Below are 20,244 nucleotides of genomic sequence, written 5' to 3'. Positions count from 1 at the left end.
ACCTTCGGCCAATCAACCCCGCATCCTAGCGGGGCTGGTATGGCCGACAACGTGACGGGGTATTCAGGCGGCGAGCGTCCGGTGCCTGGTACGGAGCCGACGCTCAACTGTCCGCGCAATAGCGCCGGGCAACGGCCGAAACTGGCCGGCTACCGCCGTTGCGCTTCCGCCTTCTCTGGCAAGCAACGCTTAGCAGCAGCGCGGGGGGGCCGGGATGAACGTGAAGAGCTCGCTCTGCCGTGACACGTCGATAAGGGACGATAATTCGCCAACCGAGCGTGCCTTAGTCACGCTCGATGACGTTGAGGACGGGAGCATCCGGCGACTGCTGAGAGGGCAGGCCGGTGCAAGCCCCTCGTCGCCCGAGAATGAGTACTATCTCTGGCGCGCCCAAAATGTGACGTAATATCCCTCTTTTTCAAAAGATCAGGGCGCCGGCCAAATAGAATTCATAGAGAGCCCGGTTCTTGCAAGGTTGAGCTCGATGATCTGTGGCTTGCCTAAGTCTATCCGGAGTCTGGCCGGAGCTCGATCTCCGCTCCATGCTGAAAGTCGCGCTGACCTGGCAAAAGGGCAAAAGCGCTCGAAACAATTGACGCGGCATCGCGTCGCCTCGATGCCACAGGCCTGACACCGCGACAGCGGTTCGAAATCTCGCCTTCGCCTTCGTGCATTGCAACGAAAGGCACTCCCATCCTAGGGGACGCCGTGTCCGGCGATACTGGGCCATCCAGTTGCGTGTGCTTGTCCCATAAGGGAGTTTGGCAAAACGCTGACGCCACTCCATTCATTTTCTTTGCTCGATACGATGCCTCATCCTCCGCGCGGAAGTTCGCGTGGACATCGGGAAAATCACGGCGTGCGGCGTCCGTGGTGGCGTGATGGGGAGTTCACCGTATATGCTTTTAATGTTGGGGAGGTTGGAGGCGCTGGACCGCCGCTCAAAGCGCTTCTGCCACGGCCGCGGCAGATTCGGCGTCGGTGCGCTGGACAGCAGCGCAACGTCGTCCTCGGCGCCGCAAGAGCCTGATCAGAGCTTGAGAGTTCAACGATCAAGAGGAGCCGCTGTGGATTCCCATGCGAATAATCGCGAAACGCCAAGCGACTCGCACCTGCAGCAATCCCGCGCTGCCCTGACACTCGCTGCGCTGGGCGTCGTCTACGGGGACATCGGCACTAGCCCCCTTTATGCGGTTAAGGAGACCTTCAATCCCGCCCACGGGATTCCGCTCGCACCCGAGAACATACTTGGGGGCATCTCCGCGATCTTTTGGTCGCTGATGCTGGTCGTGTCGCTCAAGTACGTGATCCTCATCATGCGGGCGAACAACAGGGGGGAGGGCGGCATCATGGCCCTGCTGGCCCTTGCCCTGGCATCGGTGAAGAAGGTGGGCCGCTCACCCACGCCGATCCTGCTCGTGGGCCTGTTCGGCGCCGCGCTCTTCTACGGTGATGCCGTGCTGACGCCGGCCATCTCGGTACTCTCTGCGGTCGAAGGCATCGAGGTAGGAACGACGGCCCTGAAGCCGTACGTCCTGCCGATATCCGTGGGTGTGCTGATCGCACTGTTCCTGTTCCAGCGGCATGGCACCGCGACCATCGGTGCGTTCTTCGGGCCAGTCACGATCATGTGGTTCGTCGCCCTGGCCGCGGCGGGCATCCACGGCATCGTCCGGTATCCCGCCGTGCTGGGCGCGCTCAATCCGCTGCACGCGTTCGGTTTCGTCACGCTGCACGGCTTTGCCTCGTTCGCCGTGCTGGGGGCGGTGCTGCTCGCATTCACCGGTGCCGAGGCGCTCTACGCGGACATGGGACATTTCGGCAGTGCCCCGATCCGGCTGGCCTGGTTCGGGCTGGTATTCCCGGCGCTCGCGCTCAATTACCTGGGGCAGGGCGCGCTGCTCATCGTGAATCCACAGGCGATCGAGAACCCCTTCTACCTTCTCTTTCCGTCCTGGGCCCTGTTTCCGATGGTGGCACTTGCGACCGCGGCAACGGTGATCGCCTCGCAGGCGACGATTTCGGGCGCCTATTCGCTGACGAAGCAGGGCATCCAGCTGGGCTACCTGCCGCGCATGAACGTGGTGCAGACATCGGAGAAAGCGATCGGGCAGATCTACATACCGAGCCTCAACGGGATGCTGCTGGCGGCCGTTCTCATTGCCGTGCTCGGCTTCGGCTCCTCTTCGAGCCTGGCCTCGGCATACGGCGTTGCGGTGACCGGGACGATGCTGGCGACGACCCTGCTCACCTTCTTCGTGATCCGCTATGGTTGGGGCTACAACCTGCTGCTGAGCCTGTTCGCGACCGGCTTCTTCATTGCGGTGGACATGGCCTTCCTGTCCTCGAGCCTGCTGAAGGTCGCCGAGGGAGGCTGGTTCCCGCTGGCTCTCGGGACCGGGATGTTCGTCGTAATGATGACATGGCTGCGCGGCCGCAAAGTCCTGCTGGACCGGCTGCAGAGTTCCGACATCCCGCTCAAGTCGTTCCTGGATTCGCTGTTTCTCGCGCTGCCACCGCGTGTGCCCGGGGCAGCGGTATTCCTTACCGCGACACCCGATGTGGTGCCGCACGCCTTGCTGCATAACCTCAACCACAACCGGGTGCTGCACGAGCGCGTGATCTTCCTTACCGTGAAGCTCAAGGACGTGCCCTGGGTGCCGTCGAGCGAGTGCGCCACCGTCGAGCCGCTCGGGCACGACTGCTACCGGATCACGCTGCGCTTCGGCTTTATGAACCGGCCTGACGTCATGCAGGCGCTCAATGCGATGCCCTCGGAGTCCGGCCTGGCGTTCGACATGATGGACACCTCGTTCTTCCTGAGCCGCGAGACCATCATCCCGACTGCCGGCATCGCCAGTGGCATGGCGTTATGGCGTGAACGCCTGTTTGCCACCATGAGCCGGAACGCCGGCAATGCGGCTGACTATTTCAACATACCGTCAAATCGCGTGATCGAGATTGGTACGCAGATCGAAATCTAGGTCTTCTCGTGCTCAGAAGATTGTTTGGAGCGCGCCTCCGAAATCCGGCGGAGCGCGCCTGCCCGTCATGCCGGCCGGCTGGGCCTCCTTTTGTAGGCGTGCCGCCGAATGCCATCGCCTTTACCCGAGCCACCAGCAAGCCCGTTGCTCCCACGGAAATCCTGAGTCGGGTCTACAGAGGAGTCATTGAAATGACTTGAACGTTACAGTACGCTAAGCGGCAGAGCTGCATGGTGCTACCTCATGGCAGTTTGCCACCATGGCCGCTCAAGCCGTGGCGCGATAGTTATCGGCTGCGTCAACGTCCAACAAGCGAAGCCAGACAGCGCCTGGACGTCCAGGAGCGGGACTATGAGACTACTATCTTCCGCGACGAAGACCGGGCGCGCTTCGGCGCTTACAAGGAAGTCCGCGCCAACTACGGCCAGGCTGCCCGCATCCTCAGCGACCCCACCGCATGGCCGGGCACAGTAGCGGCCGAGGCCGCCTTGCGTGGCCCGCTCCAGACTCGCTGGATTGAGGGACGCAACGCGGTGCAAGCCGTGGTCGACGACAGTGACAGCACCGCCAGGAAGGCTGCGGCCAGTATCGTCGGGTCGGTCGATCTGGCCAAGACCAGTATCGAGGTGTCATTGCTGGTGGCGACGCTGGCAGCCACGATCTGCGGCTACCTGCTGCTGCGGGCCGTCACCGTGCCGATGAAGTCGATCATCTCACTGCTGCAGGACCTGCGCGGCGGCGACCTGCGGCAGCGGCTGGCACTGCGGCCCAATGACGAGTTCCTGGCGGTGGAGGAAGGGTTCAACCAGATGTCTGGCGAGCTGACCTCGCTGGTCGGGCAGGCGCAGCGCTCGGCCATTCAGGTCACGACCTCAGTCAACGAGATCGCGGCCACCGCGCGGCAGCAGTAGGCCACGGCCACCGAGACCGCGGCCACCACCACGCAGATCGGCGCCACCTCGCGCGAGATTTCGGCCACCGCCAGTGACCTGGTGCACACCATCGCCGAAGTCTCGAACGCCGCCGAACAGACCGCCGGCCTGGCGGGCACCGGCCAAGTGGGGCTTTCGCGCATGGAAGGCATCATGCAGAATGTGATGGACGCCGCCGGCTCGGTCAACGCCAAGTTGGCCACGCTCAATGAAAAGGCTGGCAATATCAACCAGGTGGTGACCACCATCGCCAAGGTGGCCGACCAGACCAACCTGCTGTCCCTCAACGCCGCCATCGAGGCCGAGAAGGCGGGCGAGTACGGGCGCGGCTTCTCCGTCGTCGCCACGGAGATCCGCCGCCTGGCCGACCAGACCGCTGTCGCCACCTACGACATCGAGCAGATGGTGCGCGAGATCCAGTCCGCGGTGGCTGCGGGCGTGATGGGCATGGACAAGTTCTCGGAGGAGGTCCGCCGCGGCATGTCGGACGTCACGCAGGTCGGCGACCAGCTGTCGCAGATCATCGCGCAGGTGCAGTCGCTGGCACCGCGCGTGCTGATGGTCAGCGAAGGCATGCAGGCTCAGGCCGGCGGCGCCGAGCAGATCAACCACGCGCTGATGCAGTTGTCCGAAGCCGCTCAGCAGACGGTCGAATCGCTGCGCCAGTCGAGCCAGGCCATCGACGAGCTGAAGCTGGTGGCCCAATGAGCTGCGCACCGGTGTCTCGCGCTTCAAAGTCTGATGAGCTCGGGCTGAATGACCGCTCGCCACGCCTCAGCGCCCATTCGGCAAGCGGAACGTGGCTGCCCCTTCGTCGGCTGACGAAACGTCAACTTCGGACGACTCAACTACGGAAGGTGACATGAATTGGGCCGCAAAGTCTGAGTTGCAAGCTGTTGAGTCGTTCGATGCCAAGAACCTTGCTGCTTCGCCGAAGCGGCGAGTTCCGTGATGGTCGGAATACCGTATTGCGGCCCAAGCGATTGCACCTTGAAGCACTTCCTGATCAACGATCCGTCAAGCCACAAGACATCACAGGGCACAGCCAGGTGCGACTCAAGGGGCGGGGTGGCAAAACGAGGGAGCGCACGCCGTATAGGAGAAGCTACTGACGTAAAGTTGGACATTATTGCCGGGTATTTCTCACGAACGGTCTGCGCATCGCCAACCTTGGGCGCCGGCGAGAAGACTTCTTCACCTGAGGGGCAGCGCGGCGCGACAGGCACAAGGGATTTACGCCTCTATCCGGTCGTCTGTTCCCGATCCCTCTGCAGAGGTTTGCATAGCGCCCAAAACCGTCATTCGGACCGGTTCGACAGCTTCTGGCCCATCGCGGAGAATTGCCTCCGCCATGTTCTGATCCGAACCCGGAGCGGAGTCTGGCGCGCTGGTCACAGCATTGCCTGAATTTCCGGAGGATCACCCTTTCCGGCCAGACATTGCGGCATGTCTAAGCGGCGCCTACGACTCCAGAATCTCCAGCCCGTTTTCTGCACACCATTGCCTCAGAGCTCTTTCGACAGAGTCGGCTTCAAAGGAATACCAGATCTCGAGAATGCCTTCGCGCTCCACCAGATCCTTAAAGCGCGCGTAAGCCCCTTGCCGTCGGAAGAATTCTTCAACTTGATCGTAACGCTCAGGCAACTCATGTGCGACAAATTGGAGGGCGAGACGTCTTCCAAGACCGAGCTCGGTCTTATGCGGTATTGCAACGTAGCGGTCCGAAGTTTCAAGGTCGTCAGGGATCTCCTCGTCGAAGGCGTCATTGAATTCAGAAGCCCAATAGATTTTGCCCGTATCGAGTGAGACATAGGCGTTGTGCTCCATCGGCGCCGCGCAGCTAACGAACTCGAAGGACATGGAAAGATCGTCGTGTTTGACTGCGACCATGCCTGTACTCCCATGGGTTGCGAGTTGAACGGGCCCAGCGATATCCGGCGACAGCTGGTCTTCATCAAAGGGCCAATGCATGATGGTAGCGCAGCGCTCCTCGCGACCCGACGGCTTAACGCCATCGGCCGCCCCATCGGCGGGGTCCGAAGTCGGTGAGGCGTTCGAGCGGCCAAATCGGCATACGGGCCTACGGCTGGTGCTGGCCGGCTACCGCCGTTGCGCTTCTGCCCCTGGCAGCCAGGTTTAGCAGCAACGCGCGGGCCTTGTCGCGCGTCGTCAGCGCGCGGAGGCGGTACATGCAGACGCCGAACGCCAGGCACACGCCGCGACCTCAGCTGAGACTAGACGCTGCTGGCCGGCAGTTGGCGGAACTGCGTACCCAATTCTCGGCGAAACTCGAACGCGCGAGAGACCAGGTGGCCATCGTGTAGGAACGCGCCGAGGCCAGGGAACGTCGCGCGCTGCGCGAACGGGGCCAGGAAAGCACCGCCTTCAGAAAGGCGAGCGCGCCGCCCCCGAGGAGGAGGCGGCGCGCCACAACAATGAGCGGGCGGAGGCGATCCGCTGGATCCAGGACCAGATGGCCGACTATGGGCTGACCATGGAGGAGCTGGACGCGGCGGAGTGCTTCGATCCGCCGCCGCCGCCACCGCCTGCGCCGGTCTGCTACCGCAACGCCGAAGGGCTCACGTGGGACGGGCAGGGTGAGATGCCGTCCTGGCTGAAGCGGGCGATCAATGCGGGGCAGTGCGTGGAGTTTTACCGGGTCGGGTAACTCCACCGGGTTATCATAGCGGATCAGTTTCGAGGCAACGCGGGCACGGCTGGTAGCAGGGCGGGCGGGAGTCCGCCGGGCCGCCAGCTGGCGGAGTTGCGTATCGAATTCGGGGCCCGGTTGGAACGCGCCTCGCGCGCAGGCGGTTATCGGACGACATCATGGCCAAGACAAAACTCAACGCGCAACGTGAGCATCGAATCGAGATGGAAATCGTCGTCGACGCGTATACCGAGGAGGAGCGTGCGCTATCGTGGCACTGCTATCTGGACGAACAGCTCTCGTTTCCATTCAAGGCCAGCGTTAGCAAGGCGATGGACTCCTCGCCGCTGCCCACCGGCGAACACGTCTTGGTCACCGGACTCGCTCATGAAGATCTCTGTCGGGTTGGCATCTTTGTCTGGGTTCGGTGGGGCGAACGCGACGTGGTGGCACCCCTAGCCCAGATCGATCCGCTGAACGGCGACAAAGCGACGCGCGTCGCGGTCGCGGACTGGCACTACTGGCGCGATCAAGGTTACGCATTCTGAAATCCAGAGAGCCATCGCCTGTCGCAGACGGAGCTTGCTTACCTCGCGTCTCGATCTCATGCAGCAATGGCCGTCGCGCGTGTCCGGTGTGCTCAGTTGCATCCGGGGAATTTTGAGGGAGGAGTTGTTGTCGATCGACGACGAGATTGATATCAAAGCCGTAGCGACCATCGCACCGGAGCGCCAGGCGACGCTGCTGGCCGAGTTGGCCAGGACGCATCCCGGTCTACGGCGTCGCTTGCAATTCGAGCTGGCCGCCCCACGCGGCGAGAACTTGGTCGTCGCAGTCCGCGAATGGATCGGTGAACTCGCCGCGCAAACCTCGTTTCTCGGCGCGGAGCAGCTCAGCGAATTGGCAGCGGAGCTCGATGCCGTCCGGGTGGCCATCGCCTCCTCTATTGCCAGAGCTGCCCCCGATCGCGCCCCCGAACTGATGTGGGAATTCTTCGCGCTGGCCGGAACCGTCTATGAACGCACGACCGAAGAGGGATGGGAGGTCGGCGGTATTTTTGACGAGGCCTGCTCCGATCTGGTCAAGGTGAGTGTCCACTCGGGCGTCGACCCTGCGCTATTCGCCACGAAAGTTGTCGCGGCGCTCATTTCCGATCAATTCGGAGAGTACCGTGCACTGATTGGGGCGATCGCATCAGCTGAGCCGTGGGCGCCAGCCTACCTTGCCCAATTGACGGCCTTGCTCAAGCGATGTCTGGACAAGCAGCCTGCTACCAAGGATGGTTTGAACGGCACGACCGAACGCCGTGTGCAACACGCATTGCGGGAGCTTGGGGCATGAGTTACCGGGTCGGTGCCTATTTTCACACACGCGTTATTGTGACTTGTCGCGCCGGCAGACACCAAGGCGACAGGTGTGAGTGTTGGCGCCGTGTCGCAATACGCGGGTTGGTGGCCCAGGGCAAGACCAAGCTAGAAGCCTAGGCTGTCACCGCCTGGCTTGTGGCCCCCACAGCCCAATAATTTCGTGATCATGAAATTATTGATTGGGCACTGCTTCGAACTGTCGCCTGCCAGGCGTGCAGCCGAGATCTCCGGGCCTCTGTGAAGCGCTCTGCGAGAGTCTTCTCAAGGGTTTATACTTACCCTCGTCTCCTCTCTTTCTCCGAAAGGGATTCATGCCCGCCCGAGCAGCGGGCATTCTTTTGCCTGTGCTCCTGACCGACTAGTCAGACGTTCTCGGAAAGTCAGGACTCTCTACATCGAGCGCGTGGCCGCTCGTCAGCCTCCCGCAGTCGACCTGTCTCGGGTTCGACCTGCTGGCGGCGCTTGCGCGACTGGCAGAAGGCCGGCGTGTGGGACCGACTGCACAAGCTGCTGCTCGCGAAGTTACGCGAGACCGGCCAACTCGATTTCTCACGAGCAGCCGTCGATTCATCGTCGGTGCGAGCCGTTGGGGCGGGCGAAAAACTGGCCCGAACCCCACGGATCGCTCGCGACCCGGTTCCAAGCATCACATCCTCGTCGATGCGAATGGCGCCCCCATCAGTGCGATCCTGACCGGCGCGAACCGCAACGACGTCACCCAATTGCTGCCGCTCGTCGATGCCATTCCGCCGATTCGCGGCGTACGTGGCCGACCGCTTCAGAAGCCCAAAGTCATCTACGCCGACCGCGGCTACGACTCCGAACCGCATCGTCAGCGGCTGCGTGAGCGCGGCGTCAAACCAGTAATCGCCAAGCGCCGCACAGAACATGGGGTAATCGTACTTTTCGTGCAAAATCTGGCGGTTTCCCTGAAAGCCTTTGTCGACAAGGCTTTCCGACAAGCCCACACTCGTTAGCCGGTGCGAATGCGGAGAGGGCGTAACATATCCGCCCGCGATTCGGATCGCGCCATCTCGATAGGGGCAAGAGATGCCGGGCTTGGGATTTCGCTATGTGGGAAGTGACCGGCTGCCGATGCGGCTGTCGGAATTCGATGTCGAGCGGTACTTTGCATTGACCGACAGTGACGTCGCAGTGCTCAATGAGCGCTTTCGGACCGATCGGCGCGCTGGCGCGGCCATCCAACTGGTATTTCTGCGCGCAAGTGGGCATAGCCTCGGCCAAGTAAGTACACTGCCGCGCCAGTTGCTTCACTATGTCGGCCAGCGGCTCGGCCTACCGACGCCGACGATCGCATCGCTCCGGACTCTATATCGCCGGTACAAGACGCTCTATGACCACCTGATCTGGGCCTGCGGGTATCTGGGCTTGAAGTCGATCAGCCCGGACCAGTGGGCGGAGCTCGAAGCATGGATGCGGCAGGATGCCAAAGAATCGCTCACGCTCGACGAACTGCTTCAACACGCGCACTACTGGCTGTACGAGCGCAAGATTCTGATTCCCGCCGACCGAACCCTGCGGGATCTTGGACGATCGATCTGGGCGGAGATCGAGCGTCACACGCTCGATCTGATCGGGGCGACCATTCCTGAGACGCAACTGGTACGCGCTGATGCAGAACTATCGAGCCAACACGAGCCCGCAGGCATGACCGTTCTCGAGTGGCTCAAGACGCCGCCGGCCCGGCACAGTCCGACGACGCTCACAGAAACCGTGGAGAAGATTCAGTATCTCAAGGAGATCGGGGTACACACGTGGACGCTGGACACCGTGCCGATCGATAAGCAGCGTGCCTGGGCACAGCGGATTCAGGCGCGCCGTCCGGTGAAGACCCGCGAGCTCAAGGTGTCGACGCGCACGCTTGAGGTGGTGTTTTTTCTACGCGTGACACTGCTCGAGTTGACCGATTCGCTGCTCTATCAAATCGGACGTCGCGTTTCCGATCTGGTTCGGTACGCTTACAACAAGACCACAACGAAACAGGCTCGCTCGGCAGTTGAATACCGACAACAACTGGTTGCGATCAAAGCGCTCGTTCGTGACAATACGCGCCCGGCGGAAGCCAGACTTGCAGATATTGAAGCACTGCTTGGGGAACTACAGGACAAGCCTCCCGCCAGCCATGCAGCCAGCGTGCGCGAAACGCTGACTGATGATAACCGGCGCATCCGTAGTCTCCTTGCACCCCTATGTGAACTGGAATTATCGGGCCGAGAGGCAGAACCAAGCCTGCAGCAACTCGAGCTTATCGCCAGGCTGCGCGATAGCGGCGCGACGGAGTTGCCCATTGACCACGGAGTGCCGATTAGCGCCAACTGGCGCGCCATGGTCGACTGCGACGATCGTAAACGTGCACTGCGCGCTTTGGAAGCCGCCGCGATCACGAGCTTGCGCAAAGATCTGCGCCGCGGATCGGTGTGGATCAACCACAGTCTGTCCTTTCGTGAACGTGACCAGATGCTGATTCCGCCGTCAGATTGGGAGTCCGAGCGAGGCCGACACCTATCGTTATTGGGTCTACCAGCTACAGCGGATCCCTTTCTCGAGCGATTGACTGAGAACCTGAAGGCCGGCCTCGCGGCGCTGGAGGAAGCTCGCGAAGCCGGCCGCGTGACAATCGGCAAGGATGGCGATCTGCACCTCTCGGCACTTGAGGCGCTACCGACGGACGGAGTACCGAGGCGCACACGCGACCTGCTGTTCAAGGCGATCGGCACAGCTCAGTTTGCGGATCTGATGATGGAAGTGGATGTCCACACGGGCTTTAGCGAAGTACTGCTGGCACGGAAGGCACGCGATGCCAACGAACTTGTCTCACTCTACGGTGCACTGATGGCACACGGCACCGAGATCGACGCGAAAGGCGTTGCCGCTATGATTCAGCAAGTCGATGCTGCTGCGATTTCGAACACAATGCGTGTGCTTGAGATGTCGGGACGGCTGTCGCGAGCCAACTCGCGCGTGGTTGAGTTTCAACGTACGCACCCCATCACGGAGTTGTGGGGAAGCGGGCAGCGAGCCTCGAGCGACTCGATGAGCCTGGATACTTCACCTCATCTGTTTTACGCTCGTGTCGATCCGCGTAGGCGCACGCATGCAGTCGGTATCTACACGCATGTCCTGGATCAGCATGGCATCGTGTACAACCAGCCGATCGTCCTTAACGAGCGCCAGGCGGGGGTCGCAATTGAAGGGGCAGTGCGCCACAGCGACACGCGCGAAGACGGCGGCCTTCTCGCGCTTGCCGTTGATACGCATGGATATACGAATGTGGGGATGGCCGTATCGAAGCTGCTCGGCTTCGATCTATGCCCGCGGCTACGCAATTTGTCGGAGCGCAAGCTCTATCTGCCACGGGGTATGGAGATAGCCAAAGATTTTGCTCCCATAGTGGATCATGGTATCTCACTGAAGCCTATTCGCGACGGCTGGGACGGGCTGCTGCGGCTCGTTGCATCAATCAAGTCAGGGCGTGTCAGCGCTGTGGTCGCGTTGCAGCGGTTCGGCAGCGCAGCCCAAGGAGATCCGATTTATCGGGCGGCGGAACAACTTGGCAAGCTGCTGCGCACCCTGTTCCTGTGCGACTATTTCAGCAACGTCGAGTTTCGCCGAGAACTGCATGCGCTACTCAGTCGCGGTGAGTCGGTGCACGAGCTCCAGCGTACGATCTATACGGGGAAGGTCACGCCGGAGCGCGGCCGTCGTCGTGACGAAATGATCGCGATTTCTGGCTCCTTGACCCTGCTGACGAACCTGGTGATTGGCTGGAACACGCAGCGCATGCAAGCGACAGTCGACGCGTGGCGCGGCAAGGGACAGCGAGTCGACGACGATTGGCTGCGTCGAATGGGGCCGGCGCATTCGGCGCATGTGAACTTTCGGGGCACGTTGCGATTTCCCCTTGAGCAGTACCAGGACATGCTGCTCGAGGCGGCGCCCTGGCAGCGTGCCGCAGGATCGTGAGGGCCACCTTCAAGGAGGCAAGATGGACATCAATACCGACGCAGTCGACGAGGTCGTCCTCGCACTGCTCTACCTCAATTTATGCGGCGAGAATCGCGCCTGGAAAAGTTTTGACTGGGACGCGCTGAATCGCTTGCACGACAAAGGGCTCATCGGGGATCTGGTGAACCGGGCGAAGTCGGTGTGGCTAACCGACGAGGGCCTCGGCGAGGCCGAGCGGATGTTCACGAAATACTTCGTCCGTGCTGGCGACTAGCAAGTGGTTAGCAGGCACATGTGCTCTATGGCACACAAGCATGCAGCGCGCCTTTTTGCATTGTCCAAAGGCCCTCAGGCTGCGTTTGCTGGCAAGGCTGGCGCCAGATTTTGCATCGAAAGGCAGCAAGCAGGTGAACTTGATGATTTCTTAATGCTTTGATTTGTAAAGGTAATTCGTTTCTTACCGCCAGATTTTGCACGGAAAGTACGATTACCCCTAGCCGATCGGCTCGCCCGCGCCGAGCAGGCGCAGCGCAATCGGCCAACGACCTGGACGCGGCGCAGCGCCGGGCCGAATGTGCTGAGGCTGAAGCGGCGCTGGCGCGCGAGCTGCTGGCAGAATTGCGGGTGGCGCCACCGGGGCGGGCGGCGGGCGGCGGCGCAAGGCCGGCGGCCCTGCGCCGACCGAACAGGAGGCGCCAGGCGAAAAACTGGACGAACAGCAGGACGACAAGCAGGGCGCGCCAGCCGCCGTCCTGAATCCGGATGACGGCAGCGACAGCAGCAATGACAGCAAAAACTGAGCGGGCGGCGGCGATCCGCTGGATCCAGGCGGAGATGGCCGACTACGGGCTGACCATGGAGGAGTTGAAAGCGGCGGGGTGCTTCGATCCGCCGCCCCCTCCACCGCCGCCACCCGCCCCGGCGCCAGCGCCAGAGGTCTGCTACCGCAACGCCGCGGGGCTGAGTTGGGACGGGCAGGGCGACATGCCCGACTGGCTGCGGCGGGCAGTCAATGCGGGGCAGAGCGTGGAGTTTTTTAGGGTTGGATAGTTGATCGCTGGTTCCGGATTCAACAGCAGATCAGTCTGGAGATGTCCCTTGGGATAGCGGATTCTCCTTATCTTGGCATGCTCCCAGGTACTGTCGCTTGCCTCACCCACCTGAGGTGCGGTATTGCCGCCAACAGCAGCTAGGAGCAGATCGAGAATTTCCCGTGCTTCTTCGGAATCCACCTTTCCGTCAGCCAATGCCGTTTCCAACCTGGGATATATCGCCTTCGCTGGCCACTGATCGGCAGCGGCTCGATTGGCGTTCGGCCATGAGGCTACCGACGGGGAACAAGTTCAGGAGGCGGCATCTGGAATGGGTTTTGGTCTCTACGCCAGCCAGAAAAGGGCACGTTCCGACTGACGCAACCTAGTTTGACTTGGGGTGATCGTCCTTTCTGCGCAGATTGATACGGTCGAAGGAAAAATATTCCGATAACTCAACGACTCACGTGTGCCACGTGTTGTTGTTTCTTCCTGTCCCGTAAGTCGTTGATGGCATTGGAATTTCCGGATCTCAGCGTGACATTCTGCGCCCAAAGCACGATAACCCCATTTATCGCCGTGCCTTTCGAAGTCCCACGAAGGAGGCGGGGCGCCACGCCGATGCGAGACCTCCCATCAGATCCGCTTTTGCCAACTGCCGATGGTGGACGTCGCTCTCGCGGTCGCCATAGAGCATCGTGACGTTGATACGGTGATTCTCGTAGCTTGGGCGAAACGAGACGGCTGCCGTCGCGTGAAACAGATCTGAATTGAAGATAATTGCCCGGTTCTGTCGATATGGAATTGTGATTGCGGCTGACTGCTGTCGCCGCAAGAAGGGCTTGATCATGTCCGAACCATTGTAGGTGTCAAAATCCCAGTGCATGGGCGCGTCGACGTCATAGACAACAAGTCCGCCCGTGGTCTCGTCCAGATTAGCGTCCTCCGGTGTAATCCAGAAATTTACGTTTACGGCCGCAAAGTCTGCGTGCGTCGTGACGCCGGCTGGAAGAGGCTCGGCGTTCTTGAAGCCCCACACCTGGCGAAGGGGATATCGGCTGCCGATGACTCCCGGCAACGCGTCTCGCAGTTCCTCCGCAATCTGCAGCAGAAGTGGGCAGTTGAAGCCATCCTGAAAGAACGCACCTAGCCGGCCATAAGCGTAACGATTGTGAAACCAGACTGTGGATTCCAGGCAGAACTTACGCAACCCGTCAAGGGCTTCCTTGGAGAGAAAGTTGTCGACTACGGCAATCCCCGGCCGAGCATCGATATACTGACGTTCGGCCCCCGCAGCATCCCATGTATTCGACAGCGCGCGCTTTACGCGGCCCCCGGGACTAATATAAATCAGGCGATTGTACACGTGACGAATGACACGATGCTCTTGGCCGCCAATTGGTACGCGGACGTCTCGGCCGCGCGACGCCATGCTATCAACAACATTCTGGTAATCGTGGATCACCGGTATAAATTCTTTTCCCAGTATCCCCTGTCCGCACAGATACTGAAATTGCTCGATGTCGTGGCGCAGCTTCGGGATGGAAAGGGGGATCGAAGGCGTATTATTCAAGGCAGGTGGGCCATCGTCTATCCTGAGCCCTGAGCGACCCCATCGAAGTTCGGCTGCGATCGTGGCATATTGACCTGCGAGCGTGAGATCGCGTGAACACATCGCATTTCTTATCAGCTTCTGAATCCATGCGAGACCTTGTCCATCGCCGCCAAGTTCAGTGCGCCAAAGCGGTAAGCTCTCGTCCTGACGTCCTAGTCGAACCAGGAGCACCGCCAGATGCTGCCTCGCGCTCGACAACGAGGCATCCAGAGCCAGCGCCCTTTGAAAGTGCCCCAACGCTTGTTCGTTGTCGCCTTGAGTCTGACGCAATCTGCCCAGGTAGTAGTGAGCAAGAGGAAGATTTGGGTCGAGCGCGAGGGCGGCGCCAAGGGAGGCCTCGGCCTCAGTGTATCGCTGGCCCTCAAATAACCTGCGAGCCGAAGCAACTAGATGCGTAGCATCCGTGGGGACTGTCGTCCAATGAGCTGGCATTCCTTGCTGTCGACTCATCGCTCCTCCGGCTCAGTGGCGCCTTGGACGCTTCCTGCCTGAATAGATTTTATTCAGGCTCTTGAAGGTCCTCCATCCTCTGGGAGGGACAGTTCGAGTGCCCCACTGTTCCGGAGTCCGGCGGCATATTGGGCAAGTTCATCGAGTGTAATCATCACGTAACGAGGCGCAAATTCTCTGGACTGATCTGCCGAGAAGCGATCGTCAACTTCCAACTGGGGACGTGTGATGAGATAGGTCTTCCAGGTAATATCCGTTAATGTGCCTGTCCCGCCGTCGCCGGTCTCGCCCTCGGGGGCTGCGCCGTCACCGACGTCGTCAGCCAACGCGCGGAGATTGATAAAGAAATGCAGCAGGTCTTCATCGAATCCGACGAGACCATTTCCTTCGACTGAACTACGGATCAGGGCGTTCACGGCACGCCGACTCCCATGATCGGCAATCGCATCAGCAAGATCTTTTACAAACTGATGGCCGGAAGGGATTTCATCACGGTGCCCATCGGCATAGCCATGCAACCACGTCAACAGCTTCCGGTCCGATAGCACCGAGTAGATCAGTTGATTGCTGGCTGACGTGCACTCGGATGGCACCTGCGTTCCGAATACGTACTCGTTGAGCACGTGAGAGGGGTTGGTAATAAACTGCTGTCGCAGCAGAAAATCATTCGACATCGCCTGGAATAGAGCATCGACCCGGCGCACCGTTGCGATACGTCGCAAAATCGGAGATTCATTTTGCGTTCTCATCGGATTCTCCGTAAGCGTTGGTATGTATGCCGGGTGGGATCGTCGTGCTTCCCGCAATACCGGGAGCCTGAACCCCCAGCGTTCAATCACTATCGACTTCAGCGCTGGATAATTCTAGGAAAGACCGAATGAATTTTTTTTTCATCAGAGTTGAAGGATCTCGGTAGGCGTGTCGGTTGAGGCGTGCCCGTCATTCCGCATATGTGATTTCGTCAACGTAAAAAATCTCCTTGCATTCGGCTTGGTTGTCGCTAGATTGCTTCTATTGGCGGGGGCGCCATACCGTCCACGCTGTCCACCTTTGGCAATGCGAGGGAGCCGAGCCTGAGCGACGGGGACGGACGGCGGGAAAGGATGCGTAATTCGACCCCAAGGGAGGCGGTATGAATTTCACAAATGTCATCAAGCCTACGCACCTGTGCAACCTCGGGTGCAAATACTGCTATAACGATGATGTCAGGGACCCCATCATGCGAGATGAAGTCCTTCATCGCACGATCGAGCAGACGTTTGCCTATGTCAGACAGTTTGAGCAAGATCGGATAGTTTCCTTTGTCTGGCATGGCGGCGAGCCGATGCTCGCCAAGCGAGCTTTCTATGAGCGCGCCGTGTTGTATCAGTCCCGCTATGCGGATGGTGTCCGCTGCGAAAACTCTATTCAGACTAACGGCACGCTCATTAACGATAACTGGCTCGAATTCTTTCGACTCGCAAACTTCAGCGTGAGCATCAGTATCGACGGTCCTCCCGAGTTGCATGATGCCAATCGGGTCGACCATCGCGGTCGCGGTACCTACCAACGAGTGATCGAATCGATACGGCGGGTGCAAGACTCCGGGATCCCATTTGGCGTTTGCGTTGTTATATCTCGCAGCAACAAGGATCACGTCGGCGAGATCTACGAGCTGTTGGCCAAGCATGGCTTGCCTTTCAACATTATCCCGTTGAACCGATCCGGGTCCGCGCGCGATAACTTCTCGGACGTCGGATTAGCCGCCGATGAGTATGCGCAGAGCTGGATCGAGATGTACGACCGGTGGTTTAACGCATCGGAGGAGTACGTCTACTGTTCCGATTTCGTCTATAAGACCCGCGCGATACTGAGCGGACGCCCATGCGACTGCGTTGGACTCGAGCAATGCTCGCCATCAAACATCTCTGTCGATCCGGTGGGCGACGTTTATCCGTGTGCTTCACTCTCGGGCCATGCGGACACTCGTTACGGCAATATTCTGCAGCAGACACTGGAAGCTCTGATGCAATCACCAACGGCAAGGGACTATAGACAGCGCAGAGTAGACCCCCAATGCAGTACATGCAAATGGCAGCATGTTTGCCATGGTGGCTGCCAGGCGCGTGCCTACAAGTTCTTTCACGACCATCACAAGCGCGACTACTACTGTCCCAGCTTGTTTAGGATCTATGAACACATCGCCAGCCGGCTCGGCGAGAACTTCGGTGTACCTACATACGGGGAGCAGCCCGTGCCAGCGTTCCCGGAGACCAGCGACCCGGTTGCGCCTCTGCAGCAGGCGCAGCCAATCCGTTTTTTTAAAGGGAAGGGGGGAGGAGTGCGCCATGGATACTAGCAAGCTCAAGCCAGGAGATCCCATTACACCGTGCACGGAAGCGCCGACCCTCAGGGTTCGGGATCAGGCCCAAAAGGTAGACCTTGACGACCTTGCCGGTTCGGAAGGTTATTCCAGCCGGGGCCACATAAAGCATTTCCTGCCGGATCGTGAAGTCAATCTTGCCAAGCTGAACAAGGCGCTGGCTGATGTGTTTGGCGAACCGGCCTTACGGCTAACGGAGTTGTCGATGCGTATCGATGAAGAGTATTGGAAGCAGATATGCGGGGATCCTTGGTCAGCCAACGTCTACACCTACCGCTTTCTGTCGCCCGATGCACGACTCTCGGAGATCGAGGATCTCAAGACGTCAGTCGAGAAGCTAAAGGTCGAGGTAAACAAGCTGAAGGGCGGCGAATAGGGGCCGGTTGCATTTTCTTCACGTGTCCCCAGCAAAGTTGCGGGCCCGAAAGCGCCCAAGGAATGCAACGTGGACATCCAAGTGCCGCGTGCCGGCGGTACTCCCGTCATGGAGGATGCTTTGAACCGGCGCTATATAGGCTTCGCCGGGGGCGACACGTACCTTCGCAACTGGATATCGCGAATAGCTTCTCAGAAACCTTTCTGCCAACCGGTTCGCATCCAGATCCGTCCCAGGAAGTAGTCTTTCCATGGCGTCAACGCTGATATTCAGATAAAGGAAATAGCGGTCCGTGGCCCCGAGGTTGGCGAGCAGGATGTTCCGCCCACAAACTCGGTGCTGCGTATCACCGTCCGCGTCGTCCCAGGTGTCGATATGTAGCCCGACGCGCCGCTGGAGTCCATGATCGAACGACACTGTCTGCTGGCCTGGCCGCTGCGCCGAGATTCCCAGGCATGTAACGTCGCTGCCAACGTCAGAATACGTTGTGCTCAGCAAATTCGCAGCCGCGACCAATGCGCTTGGCATTTCCGGATTCCGCCGAATTGCTTCTACCTGCTCCAGTGTCTCGAGGTCCCCTAAGCGCAATACTTCGAAACAATTCATGAACTCGGGCGGAAGCCGGACGATGGCGAGCCAATTTCGTTCCGATGCGGGAGCTTCCGCGCCTAGCAGTACGTGTTGTTCTTCGCTGGCCGGCCTGTGCCAAGGTAGCCGCGGTACGGTGGCACCGGCCCGATAGTCGGGGCCATCGGCGGAAAGCATTGGCGGCGATGTGGTGCCCTCGCTGAGCCACAGCCGCGTCTCTCGCAGATGGTCACCCTCGACTGGCAGAATCAAGCGGACTCCGGCTACCAGACCTGTCGAGTGCCCTCCGATGGCGCGCATCGAATGTGCTTCGTCTTCAAGATCCACGTGGAAGCAAACTTCACGACGACCGCGCGGCACCTGCCGGATGTCAATGCTGCGGAAGACCGATTGCTTGCGTGCGGCAGCGATCTCGCATGCCAGTTCCAAGGAAGCGTGCTCGGCAGTGATCAGTTGTAGCGCGTCGCTGGCACCTTTTATCGGGAAGTCCAGGCAGCCCAGCGAAACCGCGATGCCGTCTTCGCCAGTCAGTTCATAGCCAAGCGACATGCCGACGGAATGCATGTCGGCAAAGAGCATGATCTCGTCAATGGGGAGAACTTGTCCCCGAACGCCCAATGCCACCATCAGGCAATTCCATTCTTTCGCTATCCCGACTGAATCAGGTTGCGGATAAGCTAACAGGCTGAATGTCACTTGGCCTGCTGCGGACGCCGCGCAGCAGAATCCTCCAAAATCGCTGTCCATCCGGGACAAATGGTCGAACAGCCCGGTAGTGGGATTCGAGCCCACCGCAGTCGCCAACGCAAGACCAGTCGTAGTCGCGACTGACTTCGAGATCTGGAGGCCAATGCAGCCATCTATTCCAATCTCCAGTATGGTGCGCGATCCTGGGCTCATCCTCACGATCGATTCAAGTATCGCCGAGGCGTAGGCAGGTATCGAACACGCGGTCAACAGGGAAGTGAAGCGTTCGATCTCCAACGCAGCGGCGAACTCGATAGCGAGGCGCGGTGGTTTGAGCGTCGATAGAACGCAATGTATGTGCGAAGCCCGTTCAAGCATGGGCTCCACTATCGGTGCAATGAGGTGTAGTCCTGCTGGGAGGGCTCGGCAATTCATTGTGATTCCTCGGCCGGGGGTCGGTGTCGATAAGTCAGGATAGGCGGTAACTGGGGACAGTGCACCTGCGCTATGGCTCATTTTGCATATTGTCCATTCCACTGATGACTGCTGTTGGGGATTTTTCTAATGTCGTAGATGGGAAAATGTCGTACCCGCGTTCGTACCAAGCTGTGTGCCTTCGACCCGGCAGGAGCGCGATCAAGGGCCGACCCAACATGATCACCCCATGCGCATGTGCGAGCTGGATCGCTGCAAGGTTATCCAGGCCGTGCCCGACGATGGCCTGATGGTCTGGCGCGCTACGGAGAAATTCGGCATCTCCAGATGCGGAGCAAGTGTTTGCCTCGGCTTTGTGAACCCCGCACTCCGCGGATCCCGGGGGCTTCTTTTCTTAGATGAAAGAGCGGTTGAATCCTATTTCTTTGGTATTGGAGAGGTTGGAATCTGACCCTTGTCTCGCCAGGAATGAGATCGTCGACATGGTCAAACTGGTGAGTGACATGGCTGTGCTCTTGTCGAGAATCGAGGAAAAAAATTGCCTCGGTCCTCAACATAGGGAACTGCACAGGCGCTTCAGTCACTTTGAGCAAAGGCCGCAGGGTTACCGCGCGAGCGGTTTAGGCCAATGGCCGGCTACCGCCGTTTCGCTTCCGTCATCTCTGGCGAGTCACGAGTAGCCGAGGCGCGCCGGGCCGCGGTGCACGTGAGGCGCTGGCAATGCTGGGATGCGGCAATAAGGTTCGATAACGTTCTGCTTATCGCGTCGTCACCATGCGAAGGGGATGCAGGCGGGGTTGG

General features: G+C 59.9%; 13 protein-coding genes and 2 pseudogenes. 11 read left to right on the top strand and 4 right to left on the bottom strand.

What is annotated here, in order from left to right; translation table 11 throughout:
• Positions 1–1,067: 1,067 nt before the first annotated feature.
• Together ABNX08_RS38865 and ABNX08_RS38860 are read left to right on the top strand one after the other, a co-directional pair.
• Positions 1,068–2,984, top strand: coding sequence for a potassium transporter Kup (locus tag ABNX08_RS38865; RefSeq protein WP_349606453.1), 1,917 nt, complete (start codon positions 1,068–1,070; stop codon positions 2,982–2,984).
• A 314-nt stretch (positions 2,985–3,298) separates the two neighbouring features.
• Positions 3,299–4,658, top strand: a pseudogene (locus tag ABNX08_RS38860) (methyl-accepting chemotaxis protein); the annotation flags it as partial.
• A gap of 719 nt (positions 4,659–5,377) precedes the next feature.
• Here the strand turns inward: ABNX08_RS38860 and ABNX08_RS38855 are convergent.
• On the bottom strand, positions 5,378–5,806 hold the full coding sequence (locus ABNX08_RS38855; RefSeq protein ID WP_349606339.1) for a hypothetical protein: 429 nt from the start codon (positions 5,804–5,806) through the stop codon (positions 5,378–5,380).
• Positions 5,807–6,389: 583 nt separating this feature from the next.
• Here ABNX08_RS38855 and ABNX08_RS38850 point away from each other — a divergent pair.
• From ABNX08_RS38850 to ABNX08_RS38820, 7 genes and pseudogenes are all read left to right on the top strand, one after another.
• Positions 6,390–6,584, top strand: coding sequence for an H-NS family nucleoid-associated regulatory protein (locus tag ABNX08_RS38850; RefSeq protein WP_374063740.1), 195 nt, complete (start codon positions 6,390–6,392; stop codon positions 6,582–6,584).
• A 161-nt stretch (positions 6,585–6,745) separates the two neighbouring features.
• A complete protein-coding gene (locus ABNX08_RS38845) occupies positions 6,746–7,114 on the top strand; it encodes a calcium-binding protein (protein ID WP_349606341.1) in 369 nt (122 codons plus the stop codon).
• Between the two features lie 34 nt (positions 7,115–7,148).
• Positions 7,149–7,907: a DUF6880 family protein gene (locus tag ABNX08_RS38840; protein WP_349606343.1), complete on the top strand. Its 759-nt coding sequence runs from the start codon at positions 7,149–7,151 to the stop codon at positions 7,905–7,907.
• A 464-nt stretch (positions 7,908–8,371) separates the two neighbouring features.
• Positions 8,372–8,826: pseudogene (locus tag ABNX08_RS38835) on the top strand (IS5 family transposase); the annotation flags it as partial.
• Between the two features lie 157 nt (positions 8,827–8,983).
• Positions 8,984–11,917 (top strand): Tn3 family transposase, encoded by a 2,934-nt coding sequence (locus ABNX08_RS38830; RefSeq protein ID WP_349606345.1) that lies wholly within the window; start codon positions 8,984–8,986, stop codon positions 11,915–11,917.
• 22 nt (positions 11,918–11,939) lie between these two features.
• Positions 11,940–12,173 carry a DUF6429 family protein gene (locus tag ABNX08_RS38825; RefSeq protein ID WP_349606346.1) on the top strand — a complete coding sequence of 78 codons (234 nt, stop codon included), beginning with the start codon at positions 11,940–11,942 and terminating at the stop codon, positions 12,171–12,173.
• Positions 12,174–12,682: 509 nt separating this feature from the next.
• Positions 12,683–12,949: an H-NS family nucleoid-associated regulatory protein gene (locus tag ABNX08_RS38820; RefSeq protein ID WP_349606347.1), complete on the top strand. Its 267-nt coding sequence runs from the start codon at positions 12,683–12,685 to the stop codon at positions 12,947–12,949.
• A gap of 552 nt (positions 12,950–13,501) precedes the next feature.
• Here the strand turns inward: ABNX08_RS38820 and ABNX08_RS38815 are convergent.
• On the bottom strand, positions 13,502–14,995 hold the full coding sequence (locus tag ABNX08_RS38815) for a tetratricopeptide repeat protein (RefSeq protein ID WP_349606349.1): 1,494 nt from the start codon (positions 14,993–14,995) through the stop codon (positions 13,502–13,504).
• A gap of 53 nt (positions 14,996–15,048) precedes the next feature.
• Positions 15,049–15,744, bottom strand: coding sequence for a hypothetical protein (locus ABNX08_RS38810; RefSeq protein WP_349606351.1), 696 nt, complete (start codon positions 15,742–15,744; stop codon positions 15,049–15,051).
• 383 nt (positions 15,745–16,127) lie between these two features.
• On the opposite strand from ABNX08_RS38810, the gene dynA reads away from it, so the two are divergent.
• Together dynA and ABNX08_RS38800 are read left to right on the top strand one after the other, a co-directional pair.
• Entirely contained in the window at positions 16,128–17,333 is a 1,206-nt protein-coding gene (gene dynA / locus ABNX08_RS38805; RefSeq protein ID WP_349606353.1) for a dynobactin maturation radical SAM/SPASM protein DynA, read from the top strand.
• The gene (locus ABNX08_RS38800) at positions 17,323–17,733 is read left to right on the top strand and encodes a hypothetical protein (RefSeq protein ID WP_349606355.1); all 411 of its coding nucleotides are present in this window, start codon (positions 17,323–17,325) and stop codon (positions 17,731–17,733) included. Before dynA ends, ABNX08_RS38800 begins: the two co-directional genes overlap by 11 nt.
• An 18-nt stretch (positions 17,734–17,751) precedes the next feature.
• Here the strand turns inward: ABNX08_RS38800 and ABNX08_RS38795 are convergent, their stop codons facing one another.
• Positions 17,752–19,386 (bottom strand): hypothetical protein, encoded by a 1,635-nt coding sequence (locus ABNX08_RS38795; protein WP_349606356.1) that lies wholly within the window; start codon positions 19,384–19,386, stop codon positions 17,752–17,754.
• Positions 19,387–20,244 lie beyond the last annotated feature (858 nt).

This window comes from Cupriavidus sp. DF5525 (genome assembly GCF_040149425.2).
GTDB lineage: Bacteria > Pseudomonadota > Gammaproteobacteria > Burkholderiales > Burkholderiaceae > Cupriavidus > Cupriavidus pickettii_A.
The sequence above is the reverse complement of the archived record's forward strand: the minus strand, read 5'-3'. Positions and strand labels throughout refer to the sequence as shown.